This is a genomic window from Steroidobacter gossypii (genome assembly GCF_016801985.1).
GTDB classification, from domain to species: domain Bacteria; phylum Pseudomonadota; class Gammaproteobacteria; order Steroidobacterales; family Steroidobacteraceae; genus Steroidobacter; species Steroidobacter gossypii.
This window is the reverse complement of record NZ_JAEVLS010000006.1, coordinates 141726-162280: the sequence shown is the minus strand read 5'-3', so window position 1 is coordinate 162280 and position 20555 is coordinate 141726. Positions and strand designations below refer to the sequence as shown.

Genomic DNA, 20555 nt, shown 5'->3' with positions numbered 1-20555 from the left:
CTCCGGCCGACGCAGTCCGCGCCCCCGCGCGTGAGTAAGCACCCTCGCCCCTGCTCCGAAACACTGCCCATCGGTAGAGCCGGGCTCGCCTTTGCCCGGAAGAAAACTCTTATGAAAGTTTGGTTCCCCCTCTCCCATCGGGAGAGGGGGCCAGGGGGTGAGGGCCCTCTTCAGTCAACGCTAGCATCAAGGCGGAATGCAGCCAGTGCCACTCCTGCTCGCCGAATCTCACATCCACCCGCTGCCCTTTGATCTTCTCCAGCGAGCGCCGCAGGCGCGCCACCACCCCCTGCTCCCACGCCCCGCGCGCCTCAATCCGCCCGCGGTCGAAATCGAGCAAATAAACATCCACCCCATTCGAGCCCAACAGGATGTTGTTGGCATTGAGATCCGCGTGATGCACGCCCTGCCGATGAAACGCCGCGACCGTCCTGCCCACGGCAACCCATCCAGCCTCGGGCAAATCACGCCCCGTGATCGAATCCGCCAAGGTGCGCGTCCCCGGCAGCAGCTCCGTGATCAGATCGGCGCGATAAGTAATCAGCCCGCGAGCGTAGTGAGCCGCCACTGGCGCGGGCACTGGCAAGCCGCGCCTCCGCAACTCGGCCAATAAGCGGAACTCGGCGAACGAGCGCGTGCGGCCAGCGCCGCTCCATACGTAGCTGTCCCGCGACAGCTTGGCCATGAAGCCGCCGCGGCGATAATGGCGCAGTACCCAGCGGGTACCCCCACCGTCGGCGGCAGGTGGATTAGAACCAGGCTCCACGCCCGGCCACACGGCCACGTTCAACAGGGCGATGGAGCTGCGGCCGCCAGCGATTTCTTCGAGAGCGCCGCGCGCGGCCCATTGCGATCGCGAGAACAATTCTGCGCCTGGCTTACTTACTCGCGATGCGTCGTATAGGATGCCGCCGCCGGCGGTGGCGATGAATTGCTCGTCGGTCATTCGGACAGCAATGTATAACGTCACCCATCCACCTGCCAGCGTCTGCATCCTGCGGCTTTCGGCGATCGGCGATACCTGCCATGTACTGCCGGTGATCCGCACCTTGCAGCGGGCCTGGCCCGCCACCCGCTTCACCTGGGTGATCGGCCGCCTCGAAGCCAAGCTGTTCGGGCATCTGCCCGATATCGAGTTCATCGTGGTCGACAAGCGCGAGAACACCTGGAAAGCGCGCGCCAGGCTCAACGACGCATTGCGCGGCCGGACCTTCGACGTGCTCATGCACATGCAGCTGTCGCTGCGCGCAAGCATCCTTTCTACCGCCATCAAAGCCAAGGTCCGACTTGGTTTCGATCGCAGCCGGGCGCGCGAGCTGCAATGGTTGTTCACCAACACGAGCATCGCTCCGGCGTCCCGCCAGCACGTGATGGACGGGCTGTTCGGCTTCGCCGAAAAGTTCGACGTGTACGAGCGGCTGCTGCGCTGGGACATCCCACTCAGCGAGGACGCGCTCGCCTACGCGCAACGAGTCATTCCCGAGCCCGGCAACACGCTGCTCATCAGCCCCTGCTCGAGTCATCAGCTGCGCAACTGGCGATCGGAATATTACGCAGAGGTCGCGGATTACGCGGTCTCGTCACTCGGCATGCGCGTGATCCTGTGCGGCGGACCGAGCGAGATCGAGCGACGCACCGGCGCCGAAATCGTCAGCCGCATGAAGCAGAAATGCGAGAACACCATCGGCCAGGACACGCTGCTCCAGTTCTTCGCCACTCTCGAGCGCGCCACGGTGCTCATCACGCCAGATTCCGGCCCTGCGCACATGGGAACGGCCGCGGGCATCCCGGTCATCGGCTTGTATGCAGCCACCAATCCGGCGCGCAGTGGACCTTATCTGAGCCGCCAATGGTGCGTAGACAAATACGATCAGGCCGCGCGCCGACTGATGGGGCGCCCGGCCGCCGAAATCCCCTGGACCACCAAGATCGAACGGCCCGGTGTGATGGACCTGATCACACCCGATGACGTGATCAAGAAGCTGCACGCGGTGCTGCTGAGCCTCGCCCGCCAGAAGAAGTGAGCCGGCGCGCCCCATTGCCGGGGCTGACGCCCGCTGCGAAACTGCCCGTATGGTTCCAGAACCCAGCCCCAAGCTGCCCATCACGCTCCTGATCATTGCGCGCAACGAAGCCGCCGCCATCGGCCGCTGCCTCGACAGCGTGCCGTTCGCCGCCGAAAAACTGGTGATCGACTCGGGCAGCACCGACGGCACCCAGGAAGTCTGCCGGCAGCATGGCGCTCGCGTGGTCCATCAGGACTGGCTGGGCTTCGGGCCACAACGCAATTTCGCCAGCACCCAGGCCCAGCATGACTGGATCCTGGTGCTGGATGCGGACGAAGCTCTGTCGCCCGAGCTTGCAGCCGAAATCCAGCAGCGCCTGCCGCAGCTCATGCAATCTTCGAATGCGGGCGCCATCCTGCGACGCCAGACCTGGTACATGGGCGCGCCGATGCGCTGGTATCGCCCCATGGTTGGCGAGCGCATGGGCCGCCTCTATCATCGCGGCCGAGCGCGCTGGACCGACGTGCGCGTGCACGAATCGCTGCGCTTCGACGGACCGACGCCCACGTTCGAGCATCCGTTCATTCATCTGAACAACCCGACGCTGGTTCATAAACAGCTCAAGACGCTGCGCTATGCCGAGCTCAAAGCGCGCGACTGGCTGGATCGTGGCAAACCGGTGCAGATGTGGATGACGCCGTTGGTGTATATCGCCGCCTTCATCAAGGATTATCTGATTCGACTGGCGTTTCTGGATGGCTGGCGCGGTTACGTGGTTTCGCAAACGGCCGCGGCGTACGCCGTGTACAAGCGCATGCGCTATTACGAAATGCAGCGCAATCCCGAGTCCCGTGACATGGCGGCAGAGCTGCTGCACGGCTATGGATTGGATCCGTAACTCTTACCGATGACCAAACATTATCTTCTGTACGGCTCGGAGCGCTACGCGCTCGCCATTCTGCGTCCTTTGCAGGAAGCGATCCGCGCGCGCGGCCACAAAGCGGCGTGGTTCTTCGACGGCCCGGGCGGCGAAGAGCTGCGGCCGGATGAAACATTCCTTCGCACCACTCGCGAAGTGCGGGAGTTCGCGCCGATCGCGGTGCTCACGTCCAGCAACGCCGTGCCGCATTTCTTCCCAGGCGTCAAAGTGGAAGTCTTCCATGGCTTCGACGCCGGCAAGCCGCGCCATATCTATATTCGCGGCTTTTTCGATTTGTATTGCACGACTGGTGCGCGCGATACGCAGGCCTTCACCGAGAAGGCCCGCGAGCTGGGACATTTCGCCGTGAGGGAAACAGGCTGGCCCAAGCTCGATCCGTTCATGCGCGTGCACGGCACACCCGAACCGCCGCCGCTTCGCGAGCAGCCTGTGATCTTGTATCACTCGACCTTCTCGCCCTCCTGGAGCGCGGCGCCCATCCTGTATGAAAACATTCGCGAGATGTCGCGCAGCGGACGCTGGCGCTGGATCGTGACGTTGCACCCCAAGACCGCGCCCGAGACAGTTGCGAAATACAAGGCCCTCGAAGGCGAGTACCTGCGTTTCGCCACGGAGGACAACATCCTCGATCTGTTCCCGCAGGTCGATATGATGATCTCCGACACGTCGTCGGCGCTGAACGAATTCCTACTCACGTACAAGCCGGTAGTGACGTTCAAGAACCGTCGCCCGGGCCCTCAGCTCATCGACATCGATTCGCCCGACAAGCTGCTGCCCGCCATCGAGCGCGCCCTCTCGCGGCCACCCGAGCTGATGCGCGCCATTCGGGAATACGCCGACTCGATTCACCCCTACCGCGACGGCCGCTCTAGCGAGCGCGTGCTCGACGCGGTCGACGAATTCATTGCCGCCGGCGCCCGCAACCCCAAGCCCAAGCCCGGCAACTGGTGGCGTAAACTTAAAATCCGCAAGCGGCTGGGGTATTGGGGCCCTCGCTGAAGTTTCCCTCCACTCGTTATCCGTCACTTCTCATGAGCACAGAAATCCTCGTCCCCATTTCCCCAGGCGAGCTGATCGACAAGATCACCATCCTGGAAATCAAAGCCGCCAACATCACCGACGCTGCCAAGCTCGCCAACGTGAAAGTTGAGCTGCAGCTACTGCAGGACACGTGGCGCACCTCAGGCCATGCCGACCGCCACAACATCGACGCGGAGTGGGCGCAACTGCGCGATATCAACAAGAAACTTTGGGATATCGAGGATGATATCCGCGACAAGGAACGCGAGCGCAAGTTCGATCAGGAGTTCATCGAGCTGGCTCGCGCGGTGTATGTCACCAATGACGAGCGCGCAGCAGTGAAGAAGCAGATCAACACCAAGCTGGGCTCGAAGATCGTCGAAGAGAAGAGCTACGCGAAGTACTAAGAGGTTTCGCAAGGAGCTGCGATCAAGAGTTTCGCGCTGCCGCCGGCGATCTCTGAAGCAGCGCTGACCTCAGCGTCTCCGCCGGTCCCCTTCGGGGTCGCGGGTCACCGCCGACGCGTCGGCGTCGCCGGGAGTGACCTACCTCCTCCCGGCAAATGGGATCAACAGGGACGTTGACCCATTAGCGCTACAAGGATGTACAAGCAACGCGCCGCGCGAGAGCGCAGGCGCGGCGGGTGCAGCGGTGCCGGGATTAGGTAGGTCGGTGCCGGCGACGCGAACCACCGACGCTCCGTTTCTCCGGCGCGCCTCCGGTCAGTCGACCGGGAACGCCACGATCCCGAGCACAGCCAACAGCGCGCCGAGGATGGCGCCAGCGGCCACATCGGTCGGATAGTGCAGCCCAAGCACCACGCGAGACGCAGCCACGAGCGTGGCAAACGGCACCAGCAACCAAGCAAGCTCCGGGAAGCTCGAAACAGCAAGCACGGTAAAGCTGACCGCGTGCAGCGTGTGACCCGACGGGAAGCTGTAGCGATCCAAAGCCGGCGTCCCCGGCACGATGCCGGCGAGCGAGATATACGGCCGCTCTCGAACCAACCGTGATTTGAGGTATTTGTAGAGTAGGACGCCGACGATGCCGACCAGCGCCATGCGCACCGACGGCCACGCAGCCGATGAGCCGTACACGGCCGGCAACAGGAAGATCAACGCGTACCAGAAGACGCCATCGCCGAGCTTGCTGACCGCCGCGAACACTTCGCGCACCAGCCTTCGCTGCTGGCAGCCCCGATTGAGCCTCAGGCACCACGCGTATTCGTACGCATCGACCCTGCGGAATATTCCGTCCACTCGAACGTCTACCGGTGCAGTGGCCATGGCTTGTCTCTCCAATCGAAAGCGACCGAGTCCCTTCAAATGCCGCCCGCGATACCTTCGCGTACCATGACTCTGCCCGCCGGATACTGCGAACCCTTGACGGCCGCGTGACATTTGTGTGATGGCCCGGGTGGAAGCCGCCGATTTCCAGGTATTTGCCGGCAATCGACCGCGCTCACGTACAATGTGACGCTCCTGTGTCAGCGTCCGCGACCTCATTTCACCCATGCGCCTGCTGCTGATCGAAGACCACCGTGACATCGCCGCCAATATCGCCGAATTCTTCGAGGCGAACGGCGACACCGTCGAGCACGTGCTGGACGGAGAGAGCGGTCTGCAGCTCGCCCTCACCCAGCCCTTCGACGCCGTCGTGCTCGACCTGATGCTGCCCGGCATGGACGGCCTGGCGCTGTGCCGCCAGCTGCGCCAGGCCGGCCACACCCGGGTGCCGGTGTTGATGCTGACCGCGAAAGATCTGCTGGCCGACAAGATCGAAGGCTTCGAAGCCGGCGCCGACGACTATCTGGTCAAACCGTTCTCGCTGGCCGAATTGGACGTGCGCCTGAAGGCGCTGATACGCCGGGCCAATGTTCCCCCCGCCCAGCGCCTGCTGACCGTCGGCGATCTCACCTTCGATCTCGACACGCTCGAAGCCGAGCGCGGCGGCGAGCGCGTCAAGCTCAACCCCACCACGCGCCGACTGCTGATCGTGCTGTTGCAAAACTCGCATCGCGTGGTCACGCGACAGGAGCTGGAACGCGAGCTGTGGGGCGACCAGCCGCCGCAAGGAGATTTTCTGCGCGCCCACATGCACGCGCTGCGCACGGCGATCGACAAGAACTTTGCCACCAAGTTACTGCACACCGTCCATGGCACCGGCTATCGACTTTCGGCGGACCCGCCTCGTTCGTAAGACGAGCGAGTGGTACGCGCAGCTGAGCCTGCGCGCACGTATCGCTGGCACCATGATTGCGTTGCTGGCGATGGCGGGCCTGATCCTGAGCGCCTGGGCCTATCTGGCCGATGAGCGGCTGAAACGAAACATCACACTCGATCTGCTCTCGGAGGAGCTGACGCACTTCGAGCAGCGCTTGCATGCCGACCGTGGCGCCGAACCGCTACGCTCGGCGCGTCTGAGTATCTATCGCTCCAGCGATCTCGCCGAACTGCCACGGCACATCGCGATGCTCAAGCCAGGAGAGATGCACAGAGTGCGCTCGGGCGGTCGCCTGCTGGACGTGCTGGTTCGCGACGGCAACTTCGGCCGGCTCTATATCACTTACGACGTCACGACCTACGCCACGCAGGAAAAGATCGCGCTGCTGGTGCTGGCTCTCGGTGTAGTGGGCGTCGTGATCATTGCCGGCCTCGCCGCCACGGCGATTTCTCGCCGGCTCGTAGAGCCTATCACCGCGCTCGCCGATCGACTCACACGCATCGATCCGGGCCAGCGTCATGTACGCATCGGCGCGCAGTTCGCGGGCAACGAGCTCGAGCCCATCGCCCGCTCCATCGATACTTTCATGGAACGGCTCGACGGCTTCGTCGAGCGCGAGCAGTCGTTCACTGCCACGGCAAGTCACGAGCTGCGTACACCGCTGGCCGTGATGCGCGGCGCTGTCGAGTTGCTGGAAACGCAAACCGCGAGCCGGCCGGGCGCGGCCAAGGCGATTGCCCGCATTCAACGCGCCGTGCGCGAGATGACAGAATTCACCGACGCGTTGCTGGCCTTGTCGCGCGAGCCGCAGCGAGTCGCACCGGCCGACACCACTTGCGACGTCTATGCAGTGTTGGCGCGTGTGGTGGAAGATCAGCGCAGCGTTGCACCAGAAAAGCACATCGTGATGGACCTTCATGGCGGACCGCTCCGAGTGGCGGCGCCGGAAAGCATGGTCGCCATGACCCTCGGCAACTTGTTGCGCAACGCCGTCCAGCACGGCTCCGGCAGCGAGGTTCTGTGCCGCTCCCAAGGCCGCGAGCTGGTGGTGAGCAACGCCGGCGCTTTGCCGGCCGGACAGCTGGAGAACATCCCTCCCCGCTTCACCACGCACCCTGGCGGACACGGCATGGGGCTGTACCTGGTGCGCCGGATCTGCGAACGCTACGGCTGGGGCATCCGGCTGGAAAACGCCGGCGGCGGCGTGACCGCCACGCTCAACTTCTGAGCATCGCCCCCCTGACATGAGTCCGATATCAGCCGGCGCCTACAGGGCCCGCCCCCAGGCCCCGCTGTGATAGCATTCGCCCCCCAAAAAATCCCTTGAAAGCCCCCTTTTTACGAACCAGCACGGAGTTCGTCGATGTCGACCGCAGTAAAGCTGAACGTGCCCCCGCAGGGGCAGAAGATCACCATCCAGAACGGCAAGCTCAACGTTCCCGACCAGCCCATCATTCCCTTCATCGAAGGCGACGGCACCGGTCCGGACATCTGGCGCGCCTCGGTGCGCGTCCTCGACGCAGCCGTGCAAAAAGCCTATGGCGGCAAGCGCAAGATCCATTGGATGGAGGTCTACGCCGGTCAGAAGTCGAACGACATGTTCAACACCTGGCTGCCGGATGAGACCGTGCAGGCCTGCCGCGACTACCTGGTGTCCATCAAGGGCCCGCTGACCACGCCGATCGGCGGCGGCATTCGTTCGTTGAACGTCGCGCTTCGCCAGATGCTGGATCTGTACGTCTGCTTGCGCCCGGTGCGCTGGTTCAAGGGCGTGCCTTCGCCGGTGCGCACTCCGGACCGCGTCGACATGACCATCTTCCGTGAGAACACCGAAGACATTTACGCGGGCATCGAATTCGAAGCCGGCTCGGCCGACAACAAGAAGTTCCTGGAAGCCTTCAAGGCGGCGTTCCCCAAGCAGTTCGCCAAGATCCGTTTCCCCGAGACTTCGGGCATCGGCATCAAGCCGGTGTCGCAGGAAGGCACCGAGCGTCTGTTCCGCTCGGCCATCGAGTACGCCATCGTCAACAAGCGCAAGAGCGTGACGATCGTGCACAAGGGCAACATCATGAAGTTCACGGAAGGCGCGTTCCGGAACTGGGCCTATGCGCTGGCCGAGAAGGAGTTCGCCGACCAGGTGTACACCTGGGATCAGTGGGAGCGCACCAAGGCCGCCAAGGGCGAGAAGGCGGCGAACGAAGAGCAGGATGCGGCCAAGAAGGCCGGCAAGATCATCATCAAGGACGCGATCGCCGACATCACCCTGCAGCAGGTGCTGACGCGCCCCGAAGAGTTCGACGTGATCGCGACGATGAACTTGAATGGCGACTATCTGTCGGATGCCCTCGCGGCACAGGTCGGCGGCATCGGCATCGCGCCGGGCGGCAACATCAACTATGTGACCGGCCACGCGGTGTTCGAGGCGACTCACGGCACGGCGCCGAAGTACGCCAACCTGGACAAGGTGAACCCGGGTTCGGTGATCCTGTCGGGTGAAATGATGTTGCGTTACATGGGTTGGACCGAGGCGGCCGACGCCATCATCTCCGCCATGGACAAGACCATCGGCCAGAAGACGGTCACTTACGACTTTGCGCGTCTGATGGAAGGCGCGAAGGAAGTGAAGTGCTCCGAGTTTGGCGATGCCCTGATCCGCAATTTGTGACTTGTGGAGGCTTTCCCCGCGGGGAAAGCCTCATTCCCTCCTTAAGGGACGCCCTCTCGTGCGCGAGAGGGCGGGCCCCGCCTGAACTCCGACCTCGGCGGCTTCGCGGCTGCATGGCGGCGCGGTAATATCTCAGACATCTTCACGGGGCGGCGTCCTGCCCGGCCCCGGCCATGGAACCTACTGAATATGTCAGCATCTGCAGCCACAGTTCTTTCGCGTGACGCACTGGTCGACACGTGCGCCGGCGCGCTTGTGCAATCGTTCGCCGACTACAACGCTGAGTTCCGCGCCATCACAAGGCGGGCACCCCAGCGTTTCGAGGATCGCGACTGGCGCGGCAGCCTGCGTGATGCGGTGGAGCGCATCGAGCTCTACGACAAGTGCGTCAATCGCGCCGTGACCCAGATGAAAGCCCGGCTCGGCGAAGATGTGACCGAGCGTGCTCTGTGGAGCAGCATCAAACGTCGCTTCACCGAGCTGATCGACGCCCTGCCCGACCTGGAATTCGACAAGACGTTCTTCAACTCCGTCACGCGCCGCACCTTCGGCACCATCGGCGTCGATCCCGCGGTGGAGTTCGTGGCGCTGGATCTGGATCCCATCGGCGCCGTCACCTCGCCGATCGATACCAACGTTTACGTGAACCGCGGCTCGCTCGAACTGCTGTTCGAAGAAGTGCTCGCGGACTTCCGCTTCAAGACTCCGTACGTTGATTTCGATCGCAGCGTCCGCACCATCAGCAATGAAGTGCGCGCGCAGTGCGAAGCAGACGCCGATGCGTCCAAGCCGCCGCTGCAAGTCGAGCAGATCGAATTCATTCGCACCGTGTTCTATCAGATGACGCGCGCGTACCTGGTCGGCCGCATCTCCGGTCCGGGCTGGCGCCTGCCGTTCGTGCTGGCGCTGCAGAACACCGAGAGCGGCGTGCGCATCGACGCGGTGATGATGGACGAGAGCACCGTCAGCATCCTGTTCAGCTTTACCCGCTCCTATTTCCACGCCGACCTGGCGCACGTCGGCCAGGCCATCGTGTTCCTGAAGAGCATCCTGCCGCGCAAGCCGGTGAGCGAGCTGTACACCGTGCTGGGCCGCGCCAAGCAAGGCAAGACCGAGCGCTACCGCGAGCTCTTCAAACATCTGCAGAACAGCGAAGATCAGTTCGTGCACGCGCCGGGCGACAAGGGCCTGGTGATGATCTGTTTCACGCTGCCCTCGTTCGACGTGGTGTTCAAGATCATCCGCGACCGCTTCGCCTATCCGAAAAACATTCTGCGCGAAGAAGTGCAGAAGAAATACGAAATGGTGTTCAAGCACGACCGCGCCGGCCGGCTGGTCGATGCACAGGAATTCAAACGCCTGAAGTTCCCGGCGTCACGCTTCTCCAAGGAGCTGGTGGCCGAACTGCAGGACGAGGCCGCCAACACCGTGCACTTCGAAGACGGCTGGGTGATCATGGATCACGTGTACATCGAGCGCCGCATGACGCCGCTCAACCTGTACATCCGCGATGCTTCGCGTGAAGACGCCATCAAGGCCGTGCTCGATTACGGCCAGTGCATTCGCGACCTGGCGGTCACCAACATCTTCGCCGGCGACCTGCTGCTGAAGAACTTCGGCGTCACGCGCCACGCACGCGTCATTTTCTACGACTATGACGAGCTGTGCGCCGTCACCGACTGCCGCTTCCGCGATGTGCCGCAGTCGAAGTTCGAAGAAGACGATATGCGCGCCGAAGCGTGGTTCCACGTCAACGACAACGACGTGTTCCCCGAGACTTTCATGCAGTTCCTCGGCTTCGACGCCGAGCTCAAGGAAGAATTCCTGAAAGTGCACGGCGAGATCATGACCGCCGAGTGGTGGCGCGGCATTCAGCAGCGCCTACAGGATGGAGAAGTGCTGGAAGTGTTGCCGTATCACCGCCATCGCGTGCGGGTGTTCAGCAGCATCTGAAGTCGTGCACACGCCGCCCGGCTCGCACCGGGCGGCGCTGTCCAGGTTAGCGACAAATCTAGAACATATACCGGAAGATCAACCGCGTCTGCGTGCCGTTGCTCTTCTGTTCGGTCTCGGTCCGCGACAGCTCGAAGTCGCCGAGCGTGGACCGCGATTCCCCTTCCAGATCCAGGAACGTATAGCTCGCTTCGCCGCCGATGGAGAAATGGCCGCCGAAGATGTACTCGAAGCCGAGCGTCGGGCCGACGCGATAGCCATCCTGCTTGCTTCGGCTGTACACGACGTCGAAGAGTGTCGGCTGCACCACCGTGCTCTCGGTTTCGACATACGCAAGACGTGCGCCGAAGTAGACATGCGCCGCTTCCGTGACCTGCTTCAGGCCGAACAGGCCGACGCCGAGTTCCCAAGTCTCCGTTTCCTGCTGGTCGGTGTCGCCGTCAGCCGAGAACGTCAGCTCGCTGGTTCCATAGCGCACGCTGGGCTCGATCCGAAACGACTTGGAAACATCGATGGGCACATACAGATAGCCATCGTCCGAGCGCGCCGAAACGCCGATACCGAAATCGGCCGCCAGCGCGTTGGCCGAGCACAACGCCAGGCCCACTGCCACATACAAGCTCCGCATCGAAACTCCTTGCTTTGTTGAGTTGATCCAAGGGCCGCACACTGGCGCTAACGGCGTCGAGCCGGCGGTGCATACGTCACAATTCACCGAGATTCGCCCGTTCCGTGCATGACATATGCAAGCTGGCGAGGCGCGCCGCGCCGGACTGGATGCCCGAGCGGCGGTTGCCTAAGATCGCTCGCTTCGCGCCCACCCGAAGGAAACGAAGAGAATGAAACGACCGTCTGTGTCCCGTTCGTCCCTGGTAATGACCGGCGTTCTCGCCCTGTTAAGCTCGGTGGCCAGCACCGCGCAAGCGCCGGCGCCGCTCAGCAAGGTCGTCTATATCCACGCCGGCAACTTGCTCGATCGGCCGGACGCCGCGCCCCGCGGCAACTCGACGCTGATCGTGCGCGATGGAAAGATCGAGGCCATTCGCGACGGCTTCGTGGCTCCCGAAGGCGGCGCCAAACTGGTGGATCTGAGCAAGCAGTTCGTGCTGCCGGGCCTGATCGACATGCACGTGCACATCTTCAATGACGACAACAAAATGCGTGCACGCATGGAGCAGAACAATCGCGACGTCGAAGACAACTTCGTGATCGGCATCGACAACGCCCGTCGCACGCTCGAAGCAGGCTTCACGACATTGCGCGATCTCGGCTCCGACGTTCACAGCGTCACGGCGCTGCGCGACGGCATCAACAACGGCATGCTGGTCGGTCCGACGCTGTACGTCGCGGGCCGCAGCATCTCCATCTCCGGCGGCCACGGCGACAGCTCCAACAACACCAATCGTGACATCACCGAAATGGTGCACGAGCATGCCATCAACACCTGCAACGGCGCGGACGATTGCCGTCGCGCAGTCCGTCAGCAGATTTCACAAGGCGCGGATGTCATCAAGTTCGCCGCCACCGGCGGCGTGAACAGCAACATCGCCGGCGGCTTGAATCAGCAGATGTTCGCCGACGAAATGAAAGCGATCGTCGAGACCGCGCATATGTTCGGCCGCAAGGTGGCTGCGCACGCGCACGGCAAGAACGGCATCAAGGCGGCGCTCGAAGCCGGTGTCGATTCGATCGAGCACGGCACGTTCACCGATGCGGAAACCAATGCGCTGTTCAAGAAGCGCGGCGCTTATTTCGTACCGACGATGGTGGCTCCGCTCGCCGCCTTGGCGCAGGCACAAGCTGGCGCTCGTTCCAAGGCAACGCTGGCGAAAGCGGAAGAGACAGTGGCGAGCCACGGCAAGAACACCGCGGGCGCGATCAAGGACGGCGTGAAGATAGCTTTCGGCACTGATTCGGGCGTCGGCGACCACGCCGCCAATGCCAAGGAGTTCAGCCTGTTGGTCAAGGCTGGTATGACCCCGGCCGCCGCCATTCGCTCCGCCACGCTCGATGCGGCGACACTGCTCGGTCAAGCCGACCGCATCGGCTCGCTCGCACCGGGTAAGGATGCCGACATCATCGCCGTGACCGGTAGCCCGATCGAAGACGTGACCCGGCTCGAGCAGGTCGACTTCGTCATGCGTCGTGGCGTGATCCACAAAGTGGACGGCAAGCGCCAGCCATTCCCGGAGCAGATCGCCAGCCGCTGATTGCAACTGGCCGTCGCTGACCGGCGAGCACCGGTCAGCGCCGGTTCAGTGCTGGGCCACACAAATGGCAACGCCCGCCCCGGCGGCCTCGTTCACAACCGCCCTGGCTATGCTAATTTGACCCCACTTTCCGATCGGCCAGGAGGCCGCCGTGTCGGCGCGAGCTCTACCCATGCCTCGCCAGATGGCGTGGCCGCTGTCGAGTGACATCAAAACCTCGCTGCTTTGCTGGGGCGCTTTCATCGTCCTGCTGACGTGCTATTGCACGGTCTATCAGATTGTGGTCGATCGCACGCCCGCGAATCTGAGCGGCTCGTTCAGCCATGTGTTCAAAAACTGGGGTATCTGGCTGCTGACCACGCCAGCGGTGTTCGCGGCGCTACGCAAATATTCCAGCAAATGGCATGAGCGGGCGGTCGAGCTCGCCGCCTTCGTCACTCTGATCGTGTTCATCTCGGCCGCCGTGCCCGTGGCCATCGATTTGCTGACAAACGCCCGTGACGCGGCCACCAGCCTGATGATCTTCTTGCCGCGATACGTGGCCGTGGCCGGCGTCGTGTATCTGGTCTGGTATGTGTTTTTGCGCGACCGGCGCTCGCCGGCCGAGACCGACCAGACCGACGAGGTAGTCGATGCTGTCGAGGTGGCGTCCTCCAGAGTGGAAGCCGCACCGCGCGTCGCCGCCGTCCGCGAGATCGCCTCCGAGCCACCCGCCGCCACCCTGCTGGTCAGCAAAGGCGCGCATCAATGCCTGATCCAGGTCAGTCGCATTGAGTGCGTAAGCGCCGCCGGTAACTACGTCGAAATCATCGAGCGCGGCCAGCGTTACTTGATGCGCGCGCCGCTGAAGCAACTCGAGGCCGAGCTGCCGCCCGGCCAGTTCATTCGGATCCATCGCTCGCACCTGGTGCGCCGGGACGAGATCGAGCTGATCAAGAACCAACCGTCCGGCAGCGGCATCGTGCAACTGCGCGGCGGCCACGTCCTGCCCGTGAGCAAGAAGCACAAGCAGGCCTTGCAGCGCCTGAGAGCCGTCGAATAGCGTTCGGACATTCGTCCCAGCGCCCGTCCAGTCGTCACATTTCCCTCGTCGGCCCCGCGCCGGCCCGCTTCAATGGCCTCACCTGAGCCAAGCAGAGACCATTTGCCATGCGTCCGCCGGCCATCGCGCATTCAGTCGATCGACGCACTTTCCTGAAGGCCTCGGTGTCGGCCGCCGGCGCGCTGCTGGTCACGATCCCCCTGCCTCCCCGCTCGTTGTCTGCTGCGACTCGAGCGGCGGAGGCTTCCACATGGTGCGTGTATCTGACCTTGCACCCGGACAACACCGCCGAGCTGATGTCGCCGGTGATGGAGATGGGGCAATTCATGCGCACCACCGGCCCCATGATCCTGGCCGACGAAATGGACCTGGACTGGTCGCTGCTGACCATCACCTGGGACGAGCCGGTGCTGATGAGAAAAAACGGCAAGGGCGAGCTGGATTCCCGATACGGGCAGGTCAGCGCCGGGGGCAGCCAGAGCGTCCGTAACAACTGGGACTACATGCGGCAGGCAGGCGCGACCGTACGCCGCATGCTGGTCGAAGAAGCGGCGGCACGCTGGCGGATGTCTCCCGATTCGCTGATCGCGCAGGACAGCTTTGTCATCGATCCGGCAGGCGACCGTCGCATCAGCTACGGCGAGCTCGCCGCAAAGGCGGCGCGACGCCGGGTGCGGCCCGAGCAGATCAAGCTCAAGCAGCGATCCGAATATCGCATCATGGGCAAGGATGCCGTGAGTGCAGACATTCGCGACATCGTGATGGGACGGCCGCTGTTCGGCATCGACGAGGAATATCCGAATGCGCTCCAGGCCGTGATCGAGCGCGCGCCCGCCCTCCATGCTGACATTGCCAGCTACAACAGGGAGGCAGTGCTGGCGATGCCGGGCGTCCGGCACGTCATCGAGATGCCGCGCAAAATAGAAGACCACTGGCCCGGCGGTGACGCCCAGGTGCTGGCGGCGGGAATCGCAGTGGTTGCCGACAGCCTGTGGGCAGCCATGCAGGGGCGCAAGGCGCTGCAAGCTCGATGGAAGAACGGAACCAGCGACGACTCCGCGCAGCAGATCCAGGAGTTTCGGCGTTTGGTCGCCGGTGACGGCGTGGCAAACAAACTGATCGATCGCGGCGACGTGGACGCCGCGTTCGCAACCGCCGATCTGGTCCTCGATCAGACTTACGAGAAGCCGTTGTTCGCGCATGCGTGCATGGAGCCCTTCAATTGTATTGCCGACATTCGCAGCGACAGCGCCACAGTGATCACCGGCCATCAGGTGCCGCATTGGGTAGCGCGCGAAGTCGAAAACATCACCGGGATCGACGGCCTGAAGGTGACAGTCGTCAGCAAGCGCATGGGCGGCGGATTCGGTCGTCGCGGCGATCTCGACTATGTCCGCGAAGCGGTGACATTGAGTTATCGGATCAAACAACCTGTCAAAGTGACCTGGACGCGCGAAGACGACATCCAGCGCGACTTCTTCGATGCCGCCGCGGTCATGCGGGTGCGCGCGGCGCTCAAGAACAAGCGCATCGTGGGCTGGCAGCATCGTCAGGCGCAAACGCGTGGCCGGCCGGAAGCCAGCGAATATTTCCCAGCGAATGTCGTCTCGAACTATCGGGTCGAACAGTTTGCTTCGACTTCCAACATTCCCTGTGGCCCCTGGCGCGCACCCACCATTCTGCAGTGGGCGTTCGCGACCGAGTCCATGCTCGATGAGCTGGCCCATGCGGCTGGAGAGGATCCGCTGGCGTTTCGTTTGCAGTGGCTGCAGCCGTATCGGGAATATCCCATCGAGAACTGGGCGGCCAAGACCATCCATTCCGGTCGCATGGCCGCCTGTTATGAAGCCGCCGCCCGCCTCGCCGATTGGGGCCGTCCCCGGCCGAAAGGCACGGGCTTGGGCATCGCCGGCCAGTTCACATTCGGCTCCTACGCGGCATGCGTGCTCGAAGTCAGCGTCAGCGAAGACAATGAGCTGAAGCTGCTGCACGCCTGGGGAGCGATCGATTGCGGCTTCGCCATCAATCCCAACCACATCCGCTCGCAAATGGAAGGCGGCTTCGTCGACGGTCTGAATGCCGCGCTGTTCAACGATGCCCGCGTAAGCGAAGGCCGCGTCGTCAACGATAACTTCGGCTCGTTACGATGGATTCGCTTACGCGAGGCGCCCCTCTCCATCGAAGTGGCCATCATCGACAGCGGCTACGGACCCACTGGCGTCGGCGAGCCGCCGCTGCCGCCTGCGGGCGCCGCTCTGGCCAATGCAATCTTCGCCGCCTGCGGCAAACGCGTGCGTCGCATGCCGATCGCCGACAGCTTCAGGATCTGAGCAACCACCATGACCATCGAATTCACATTGAATCGTGAGCCGGTCGCAGCGTCGAACGACAAGGCGGACATGCCGCTGCTTTGGTTTCTGCGTGAAGACCTGCGCCTGAAAGGCACCAAGTTCGCCTGTGGCATCGGACAGTGCGGAGCTTGCACGGTGCTGGCGAATGGCAATCCCGTTCGCTCCTGCGTGATGCGCCTCGCCGACACCCAGGGCATGGCGATCACCACCATCGAAGGCCTGGCCAGGGACGAACGCCAGCTGCACCCCGTGCAACAGGCCTGGATCGAGGTCGACGTTCCTCAATGCGGCTACTGCCAGAGCGGCCAGATTCTGTCGGCCGTGGCGCTGCTGGAACGCACTCCGAATCCCACCGACGCCGACATCGACGCGGCCATGACCAACATCTGTCGCTGCGGCACGTATGTGCGCATCAGAAAAGCGGTGAAGGCGGCGGCGTTACGAAGCAAGGCGACCAGACTGTAGCGACAAGGCTGTCAGATCTTGATCTTGCCCCGCCAGATATCGGCGTACATAACCCAATCGCCGCGGAAGCTGTACCAAGGCCTGCGGAAGCTGGCGGGCCGGTTTTTCTCGAACACGAAATGGCCGACCCAGGCGAAGCCGTAGCCGCACAGCAGGCCGACTGCCAGCCAGTAGGATTTGCCTGTGCCGATCAGCAGCACGAGGCACACCAGCGCCAGCGTCGAGCCTGCGAAATGCAGCCGTCGGCAGGTGCGGTTGCTGTGCTCGGCCAGATAGAAGGGATAAAATTCCGCGAAGGTTTCGAACGACTTCGGGTCGACGGCGGAGGCAGGCAGCTTGGTGTCCATCCTGGCTTTCCTCACGATCGGGCTCGAGGCCTACCTTGCGCCAGCGCGCGCCAAACAGCAATGGCCTCGAGCGACGTACGATGAGCATCCATGACGACATTCCCGACGTCCGCGACGGCCTGACCCGCAAGGAACGCATCGTGCTGTACGTCCTGCACCAGACGCAAAAGGAACGCGGCGATCACAACGTACCCACCCCGATGCTCTGGGGCCGCGTCTGCGAATATTTCTATATCAGCCCCGAAGAGCTTTCCAGAATGCTCGCCCGGCTCGGCGCGATGAAGTATTGAAGCTGCGCTAACTCACCTGCTGGTTCGTTGCGCACGCTTTAGCGAGCCAAAAAGCCAAAAGAACCTGCGATCGGGCCGTCCGGCCCACCCTAGGCTCCTGCCGCTCGCCGTCGATTGTTGCCGACGGCTGGCGGCCTGACGTGAACTGGAGTTTACAACTTGTAGCCTATTGTTTACTATGAATCCACGGTTCGCCATCTTTCGTTCTGCCACCTTTGACAGTTGGCTGCACGATTTACGGGACAGGCATGCACGTCACAGAGTGCAGGCTCGCATCGATAGGCTGGCCGGCGGGAATCCCGGCGATGCATCGCTCCGTGGGCGATGGCGTGAGTGAACTGCGCATCGACTGCGGGCCGGGTTACCGCGTGTACTTCATGCGGCGCGGCGTCGACGCTGTAGTTCTGCTTTGTGGCGGAGACAAGAACACGCAGTTGCGCGATATCGAGCGGGCGATGACCATTGCTCAAGACTGGCGAGGTTGATCATGGCGACCAAACGGCGAGTCAAAGAAACCTTTGCACCTTACGACAGCGCCGACTATCTCAAGACCGATGAAGACATGGTCGGCTATCTCGAAGCTTGTATGGAAGAAGCCGGCGACGATGCCTCATTCATCGCCGACGCCCTCGGCACGATCGCACGAGCACGCGGCATGACCAGACTTGCCGAAGAAACGGGTCTTACCCGCGAGGGCCTTTACAAGGCGCTCAACAAAAACGCGAATCCGAGCTTCGACACCATTCTCAAAGTGATGCGAGCCCTCGGTTTGAAATTCGTTCCTCGAGTCGCCTGAGCTCAGCCTGCGTTGACCTCGGCGGCGATCTCATACGAGCGCAGGCGGGCGGCGTGGTCGTAGATCATAGATGCGACGATGATCTCGTCCGCACCGCTTCGTTCGGCGAACTCTTTCAGTTGACGCCGCACGGTGTCGGGAGACCCGATCGCCGAGCAGGCCAGCACGTCGTCCAGGATGGAACGATCGTGCGGATGCAGGTTTTCGTAATAGCCGGGCACAGGCGGCTGTAATTTCTTCGGTGTGCCGGAGCGCAGGTTCACGAATGCCTGCTGCATGGAAGTGACCAGCACCTTCGCCTCTTCGTCAGTGTCCGCACCGAAGACATTGAAGCCGGCCATGGCGTACGGCTTATCCAGATACTGGGATGGCTTGAACCGCGCGCGATAGATTTCGAACGCGTGCATCAACTGCGCCGGCGCGAAGTGCGAAGCGAATGCGAATGGCAGGCCCAGCGCGGCCGCGACCTGCGCGCCAAACAAACTGGAGCCGAGAATCCAGATAGGAACATTCAACCCCTGCCCAGGCACCGCCTGCACGCGCTGCCCTTCCTGCAGTGGCCCGAAGTACGCAAGCAGTTCGAGCACATCCTGAGGGAAAGCTTCGGGATCCGAATTGAGCGTCCGCCGAAGTGCCCGCGCCGTGGCCTGATCGGAACCAGGGGCCCGCCCCAGTCCCAGATCGATGCGGCCAGGAAACAAAGACTCCAGCGTGCCAAACTGCTCCGCGATGGTCAGCGGAGAATGGTTGGGCAGCATGATGCCGCCCGCGCCCACTCGTATGCTCGAGGTGCCCGCCGCGACATGGCCGATGACCACCGCGGTCGCCGCGCTGGCGATGCCCGGCATGCTGTGATGCTCGGCCAGCCAGAACCTGCGGTACCCCCACCGCTCCGCATGCTGGGCCAGATCGAGCGAGTTGCGTAACGACTGAGCAGCATCGCTGCCCACCGGAATGGGTGACAGATCGAGGACGGATAGAATAGCCATGGCGGCAGATTACTTGAGTCTCCGGTCGCGGATTCAAGCCATCCAGGAACAACAGAAGTTCACGTCCGCTCAGGCCGAACAGGCAGGGTCAAACCGCCGACAAGGCCTGCTGCAGATCAGCCACCAGATCCTCGGCGTCCTCGATTCCGACCGACAGCCGCATGGTGCGGTCGGACACCGCCGCCCATTGCTGCTCGCTCTCGTTGAGGTCGCGCGGCTTCATCAGTTGGCCCGGCTGCACCAGCGACTCGGTGGAGCCGACGCTGGCGGAAATTGCAAACAGCTTCAGGGCATTCGCAAAAGCTGCCGGCGACCCACCCTGCTCCTTGAGCTCGACCGACACGATGGTTCCTGCATCCAGCATTTGGCGCTGCGCGAGCTGATACTGCGGGTGTGACGTCAATCCTGGATAGCTAACGCGCGCCACCTGCGGATGACCTTCGAGAAAGCGCGCGACATGCATTGCATTCGCGCACTGACGCTCGTATCGCAGCGCATATGTTTTCAATCCGCGCTGGATCAGGAAGGCGGTGTGCGGATCGAGCGTGGCGCCGAGCACGATGAAGTCCTGTCGCATCCTGTCGATGAGCTCGCGGCGAGCGATCACCGCGCCGCCCATGACATCGCCATGCCCGGACGCGTACTTGGTCAGACTGTGCACGAACACGTCGATTTCGAACTGGCCGTGGTTGTGAAAGCCGGCGAAGGTGTTGTCCAGCACCGTCAACGCGCCATGACGACGGGCCGCAGCTGTGATGGCCTCGATGTCCGCAATCTTGAGCACCGGATTGCTCGGCGATTCGAACATCACCAGCCGCGTGGGCTTCGCCGCCAGCGCCTGTTCGATCCCAACAGTGTCCTCGATCGACAGCATCGTGTGAGTCACGCCGTAACGCCCAAGCAGTCGACGGATCATGTAACGCGTCGGCTGATACATCTCCGCAAACAACATCACGTGATCGCCTTGCTTGCACAGCGCCAGCAGCGCCAGATTGACGGCCGCGACGCCCGAGGCGGTCAGCAGGCAATCATCGCGGCCTTGCAACTGCGCCAGCGTGAGACTCAGCTGCTGCAGCGTCGGATTGGACACGCGAGAGTATTGAAACCCATCGCGCTGTCCTCGCGACTGCCGCTCCGTTTCGGCGACATCGTCGAATGTGAATTTCACCGATTGATAGATCGGCGCGACCAGCGGCCGATTGTCGGCCGGCACGGCGACGGCCGGCGGATGATTGACGCGAGTGGAAATCTTCATGGC

The 20555-nt window shown here is 62.9% G+C and carries 20 protein-coding genes and 1 pseudogene; 15 read left to right on the top strand and 6 right to left on the bottom strand.

All coding sequences use genetic code 11. From position 1 onward, the window contains the following. Positions 1 to 109: 109 nt before the first annotated feature. Positions 110 to 946, bottom strand: coding sequence for a 3-deoxy-D-manno-octulosonic acid kinase (locus tag JM946_RS24460; protein ID WP_203170007.1), 837 nt, complete (start codon positions 944 to 946; stop codon positions 110 to 112). A 10-nt stretch (positions 947 to 956) separates the two neighbouring features. Here JM946_RS24460 and JM946_RS24455 point away from each other — a divergent pair, with 10 nt between their 5' ends. The 4 genes from JM946_RS24455 to JM946_RS24440 are packed head-to-tail and all read left to right on the top strand — an operon-like array spanning position 957 to position 4373. Beyond that, complete coding sequence (locus JM946_RS24455) at positions 957 to 2024, top strand: glycosyltransferase family 9 protein (protein WP_203170006.1); 1068 nt, start codon at positions 957 to 959, stop codon at positions 2022 to 2024. 49 nt (positions 2025 to 2073) lie between these two features. Continuing rightward, positions 2074 to 2904 carry a glycosyltransferase family 2 protein gene (locus JM946_RS24450; protein ID WP_203170005.1) on the top strand — a complete coding sequence of 277 codons (831 nt, stop codon included), beginning with the start codon at positions 2074 to 2076 and terminating at the stop codon, positions 2902 to 2904. Positions 2905 to 2913: 9 nt separating this feature from the next. Then, positions 2914 to 3945: a CDP-glycerol glycerophosphotransferase family protein gene (locus JM946_RS24445; RefSeq protein ID WP_203170004.1), complete on the top strand. Its 1032-nt coding sequence runs from the start codon at positions 2914 to 2916 to the stop codon at positions 3943 to 3945. 32 nt (positions 3946 to 3977) lie between these two features. Next, a complete protein-coding gene (locus JM946_RS24440; RefSeq protein ID WP_203170003.1) occupies positions 3978 to 4373 on the top strand; it encodes a DUF6165 family protein in 396 nt (131 codons plus the stop codon). Between the two features lie 315 nt (positions 4374 to 4688). Here JM946_RS24440 and JM946_RS24435 read toward each other — a convergent pair whose 3' ends face one another. Next, positions 4689 to 5252: a phosphatase PAP2 family protein gene (locus JM946_RS24435; protein WP_203170002.1), complete on the bottom strand. Its 564-nt coding sequence runs from the start codon at positions 5250 to 5252 to the stop codon at positions 4689 to 4691. A gap of 226 nt (positions 5253 to 5478) precedes the next feature. On the opposite strand from JM946_RS24435, the gene JM946_RS24430 reads away from it, so the two are divergent. The 4 genes from JM946_RS24430 to aceK all read left to right on the top strand — a co-directional run bounded on the left by JM946_RS24430 (position 5479) and on the right by aceK (position 10807). Further along, positions 5479 to 6165, top strand: a complete 687-nt coding sequence (locus tag JM946_RS24430; RefSeq protein WP_203170001.1) for a response regulator transcription factor — start codon at positions 5479 to 5481, stop codon at positions 6163 to 6165. Beyond that, a complete protein-coding gene (locus JM946_RS24425; RefSeq protein ID WP_203170000.1) occupies positions 6122 to 7417 on the top strand; it encodes a sensor histidine kinase in 1296 nt (431 codons plus the stop codon). Before JM946_RS24430 ends, JM946_RS24425 begins: the two co-directional genes overlap by 44 nt. A 135-nt stretch (positions 7418 to 7552) precedes the next feature. Then, complete coding sequence (gene icd, locus JM946_RS24420) at positions 7553 to 8854, top strand: NADP-dependent isocitrate dehydrogenase (RefSeq protein WP_203169999.1); 1302 nt, start codon at positions 7553 to 7555, stop codon at positions 8852 to 8854. A gap of 189 nt (positions 8855 to 9043) precedes the next feature. Continuing rightward, a complete protein-coding gene (gene aceK, locus JM946_RS24415; RefSeq protein ID WP_203169998.1) occupies positions 9044 to 10807 on the top strand; it encodes a bifunctional isocitrate dehydrogenase kinase/phosphatase in 1764 nt (587 codons plus the stop codon). 58 nt (positions 10808 to 10865) lie between these two features. On the opposite strand, the gene JM946_RS24410 is transcribed toward aceK, so the two are convergent. After that, positions 10866 to 11435: a porin family protein gene (locus JM946_RS24410; protein WP_203169997.1), complete on the bottom strand. Its 570-nt coding sequence runs from the start codon at positions 11433 to 11435 to the stop codon at positions 10866 to 10868. A 211-nt stretch (positions 11436 to 11646) separates the two neighbouring features. Between JM946_RS24410 and JM946_RS24405 the strand changes: the two genes are divergently transcribed. The 4 genes from JM946_RS24405 (at position 11647) to JM946_RS24390 (ending at position 16875) form a co-directional block, all read left to right on the top strand. Next, on the top strand, positions 11647 to 13017 hold the full coding sequence (locus JM946_RS24405; RefSeq protein WP_203169996.1) for a metal-dependent hydrolase family protein: 1371 nt from the start codon (positions 11647 to 11649) through the stop codon (positions 13015 to 13017). 151 nt (positions 13018 to 13168) lie between these two features. Further along, the gene (locus tag JM946_RS31370; RefSeq protein WP_203169995.1) at positions 13169 to 14059 is read left to right on the top strand and encodes a LytR/AlgR family response regulator transcription factor; all 891 of its coding nucleotides are present in this window, start codon (positions 13169 to 13171) and stop codon (positions 14057 to 14059) included. Positions 14060 to 14166: 107 nt separating this feature from the next. Beyond that, a complete protein-coding gene (locus tag JM946_RS24395) occupies positions 14167 to 16389 on the top strand; it encodes a xanthine dehydrogenase family protein molybdopterin-binding subunit (RefSeq protein WP_203169994.1) in 2223 nt (740 codons plus the stop codon). A gap of 9 nt (positions 16390 to 16398) precedes the next feature. Beyond that, positions 16399 to 16875, top strand: coding sequence for a (2Fe-2S)-binding protein (locus JM946_RS24390; RefSeq protein ID WP_203169993.1), 477 nt, complete (start codon positions 16399 to 16401; stop codon positions 16873 to 16875). An 11-nt stretch (positions 16876 to 16886) separates the two neighbouring features. Here the strand turns inward: JM946_RS24390 and JM946_RS24385 are convergent, their stop codons facing one another. Next, a complete protein-coding gene (locus tag JM946_RS24385) occupies positions 16887 to 17222 on the bottom strand; it encodes an Mpo1-like protein (protein WP_203169992.1) in 336 nt (111 codons plus the stop codon). An 80-nt stretch (positions 17223 to 17302) separates the two neighbouring features. On the opposite strand from JM946_RS24385, the gene JM946_RS24380 reads away from it, so the two are divergent. The 3 genes and pseudogenes from JM946_RS24380 to JM946_RS24370 all read left to right on the top strand — a co-directional run bounded on the left by JM946_RS24380 (position 17303) and on the right by JM946_RS24370 (position 18308). Further along, complete coding sequence (locus tag JM946_RS24380; protein WP_203169991.1) at positions 17303 to 17512, top strand: hypothetical protein; 210 nt, start codon at positions 17303 to 17305, stop codon at positions 17510 to 17512. Between the two features lie 178 nt (positions 17513 to 17690). Further along, a pseudogene (locus tag JM946_RS31805) lies at positions 17691 to 17997 on the top strand (type II toxin-antitoxin system RelE/ParE family toxin). 2 nt (positions 17998 to 17999) lie between these two features. Further along, positions 18000 to 18308 (top strand): addiction module antidote protein, encoded by a 309-nt coding sequence (locus JM946_RS24370; protein ID WP_203169990.1) that lies wholly within the window; start codon positions 18000 to 18002, stop codon positions 18306 to 18308. A 2-nt stretch (positions 18309 to 18310) separates the two neighbouring features. Here the strand turns inward: JM946_RS24370 and JM946_RS24365 are convergent, their stop codons facing one another. Both JM946_RS24365 and JM946_RS24360 read right to left on the bottom strand, forming a co-directional pair. After that, on the bottom strand, positions 18311 to 19297 hold the full coding sequence (locus JM946_RS24365; protein WP_203169989.1) for an LLM class flavin-dependent oxidoreductase: 987 nt from the start codon (positions 19295 to 19297) through the stop codon (positions 18311 to 18313). An 88-nt stretch (positions 19298 to 19385) separates the two neighbouring features. Continuing rightward, positions 19386 to 20552 carry a trans-sulfuration enzyme family protein gene (locus tag JM946_RS24360; RefSeq protein ID WP_203169988.1) on the bottom strand — a complete coding sequence of 389 codons (1167 nt, stop codon included), beginning with the start codon at positions 20550 to 20552 and terminating at the stop codon, positions 19386 to 19388. Between the last annotated feature and the right edge of the window lie 3 nt (positions 20553 to 20555).

Bases quoted from the DNA above. Each gene is read 5' to 3' on its own strand.
- JM946_RS24405 (WP_203169996.1), top strand. From the start codon at position 11,647: ATGAAACGACCGTCTGTGTCCCGTTCGTCCCTGGTAATGACCGGCGTT.
- JM946_RS24360 (WP_203169988.1), bottom strand. From the start codon at position 20,552: ATGAAGATTTCCACTCGCGTCAATCATCCGCCGGCCGTCGCCGTGCCG.
- icd (WP_203169999.1), top strand. From the start codon at position 7,553: ATGTCGACCGCAGTAAAGCTGAACGTGCCCCCGCAGGGGCAGAAGATC.
- JM946_RS24440 (WP_203170003.1), top strand. From the start codon at position 3,978: ATGAGCACAGAAATCCTCGTCCCCATTTCCCCAGGCGAGCTGATCGAC.
- JM946_RS24395 (WP_203169994.1), top strand. From the start codon at position 14,167: ATGCGTCCGCCGGCCATCGCGCATTCAGTCGATCGACGCACTTTCCTG.
- JM946_RS24385 (WP_203169992.1), bottom strand. From the start codon at position 17,222: ATGGACACCAAGCTGCCTGCCTCCGCCGTCGACCCGAAGTCGTTCGAA.
- JM946_RS24425 (WP_203170000.1), top strand. From the start codon at position 6,122: ATGGCACCGGCTATCGACTTTCGGCGGACCCGCCTCGTTCGTAAGACG.
- JM946_RS24455 (WP_203170006.1), top strand. From the start codon at position 957: ATGTATAACGTCACCCATCCACCTGCCAGCGTCTGCATCCTGCGGCTT.
- JM946_RS24450 (WP_203170005.1), top strand. From the start codon at position 2,074: ATGGTTCCAGAACCCAGCCCCAAGCTGCCCATCACGCTCCTGATCATT.
- JM946_RS24410 (WP_203169997.1), bottom strand. From the start codon at position 11,435: ATGCGGAGCTTGTATGTGGCAGTGGGCCTGGCGTTGTGCTCGGCCAAC.
- JM946_RS24370 (WP_203169990.1), top strand. From the start codon at position 18,000: ATGGCGACCAAACGGCGAGTCAAAGAAACCTTTGCACCTTACGACAGC.
- JM946_RS24365 (WP_203169989.1), bottom strand. From the start codon at position 19,297: ATGGCTATTCTATCCGTCCTCGATCTGTCACCCATTCCGGTGGGCAGC.
- JM946_RS24435 (WP_203170002.1), bottom strand. From the start codon at position 5,252: ATGGCCACTGCACCGGTAGACGTTCGAGTGGACGGAATATTCCGCAGG.
- JM946_RS24445 (WP_203170004.1), top strand. From the start codon at position 2,914: ATGACCAAACATTATCTTCTGTACGGCTCGGAGCGCTACGCGCTCGCC.
- JM946_RS24380 (WP_203169991.1), top strand. From the start codon at position 17,303: ATGAGCATCCATGACGACATTCCCGACGTCCGCGACGGCCTGACCCGC.
- JM946_RS24390 (WP_203169993.1), top strand. From the start codon at position 16,399: ATGACCATCGAATTCACATTGAATCGTGAGCCGGTCGCAGCGTCGAAC.
- JM946_RS24460 (WP_203170007.1), bottom strand. From the start codon at position 946: ATGACCGACGAGCAATTCATCGCCACCGCCGGCGGCGGCATCCTATAC.
- aceK (WP_203169998.1), top strand. From the start codon at position 9,044: ATGTCAGCATCTGCAGCCACAGTTCTTTCGCGTGACGCACTGGTCGAC.
- JM946_RS24430 (WP_203170001.1), top strand. From the start codon at position 5,479: ATGCGCCTGCTGCTGATCGAAGACCACCGTGACATCGCCGCCAATATC.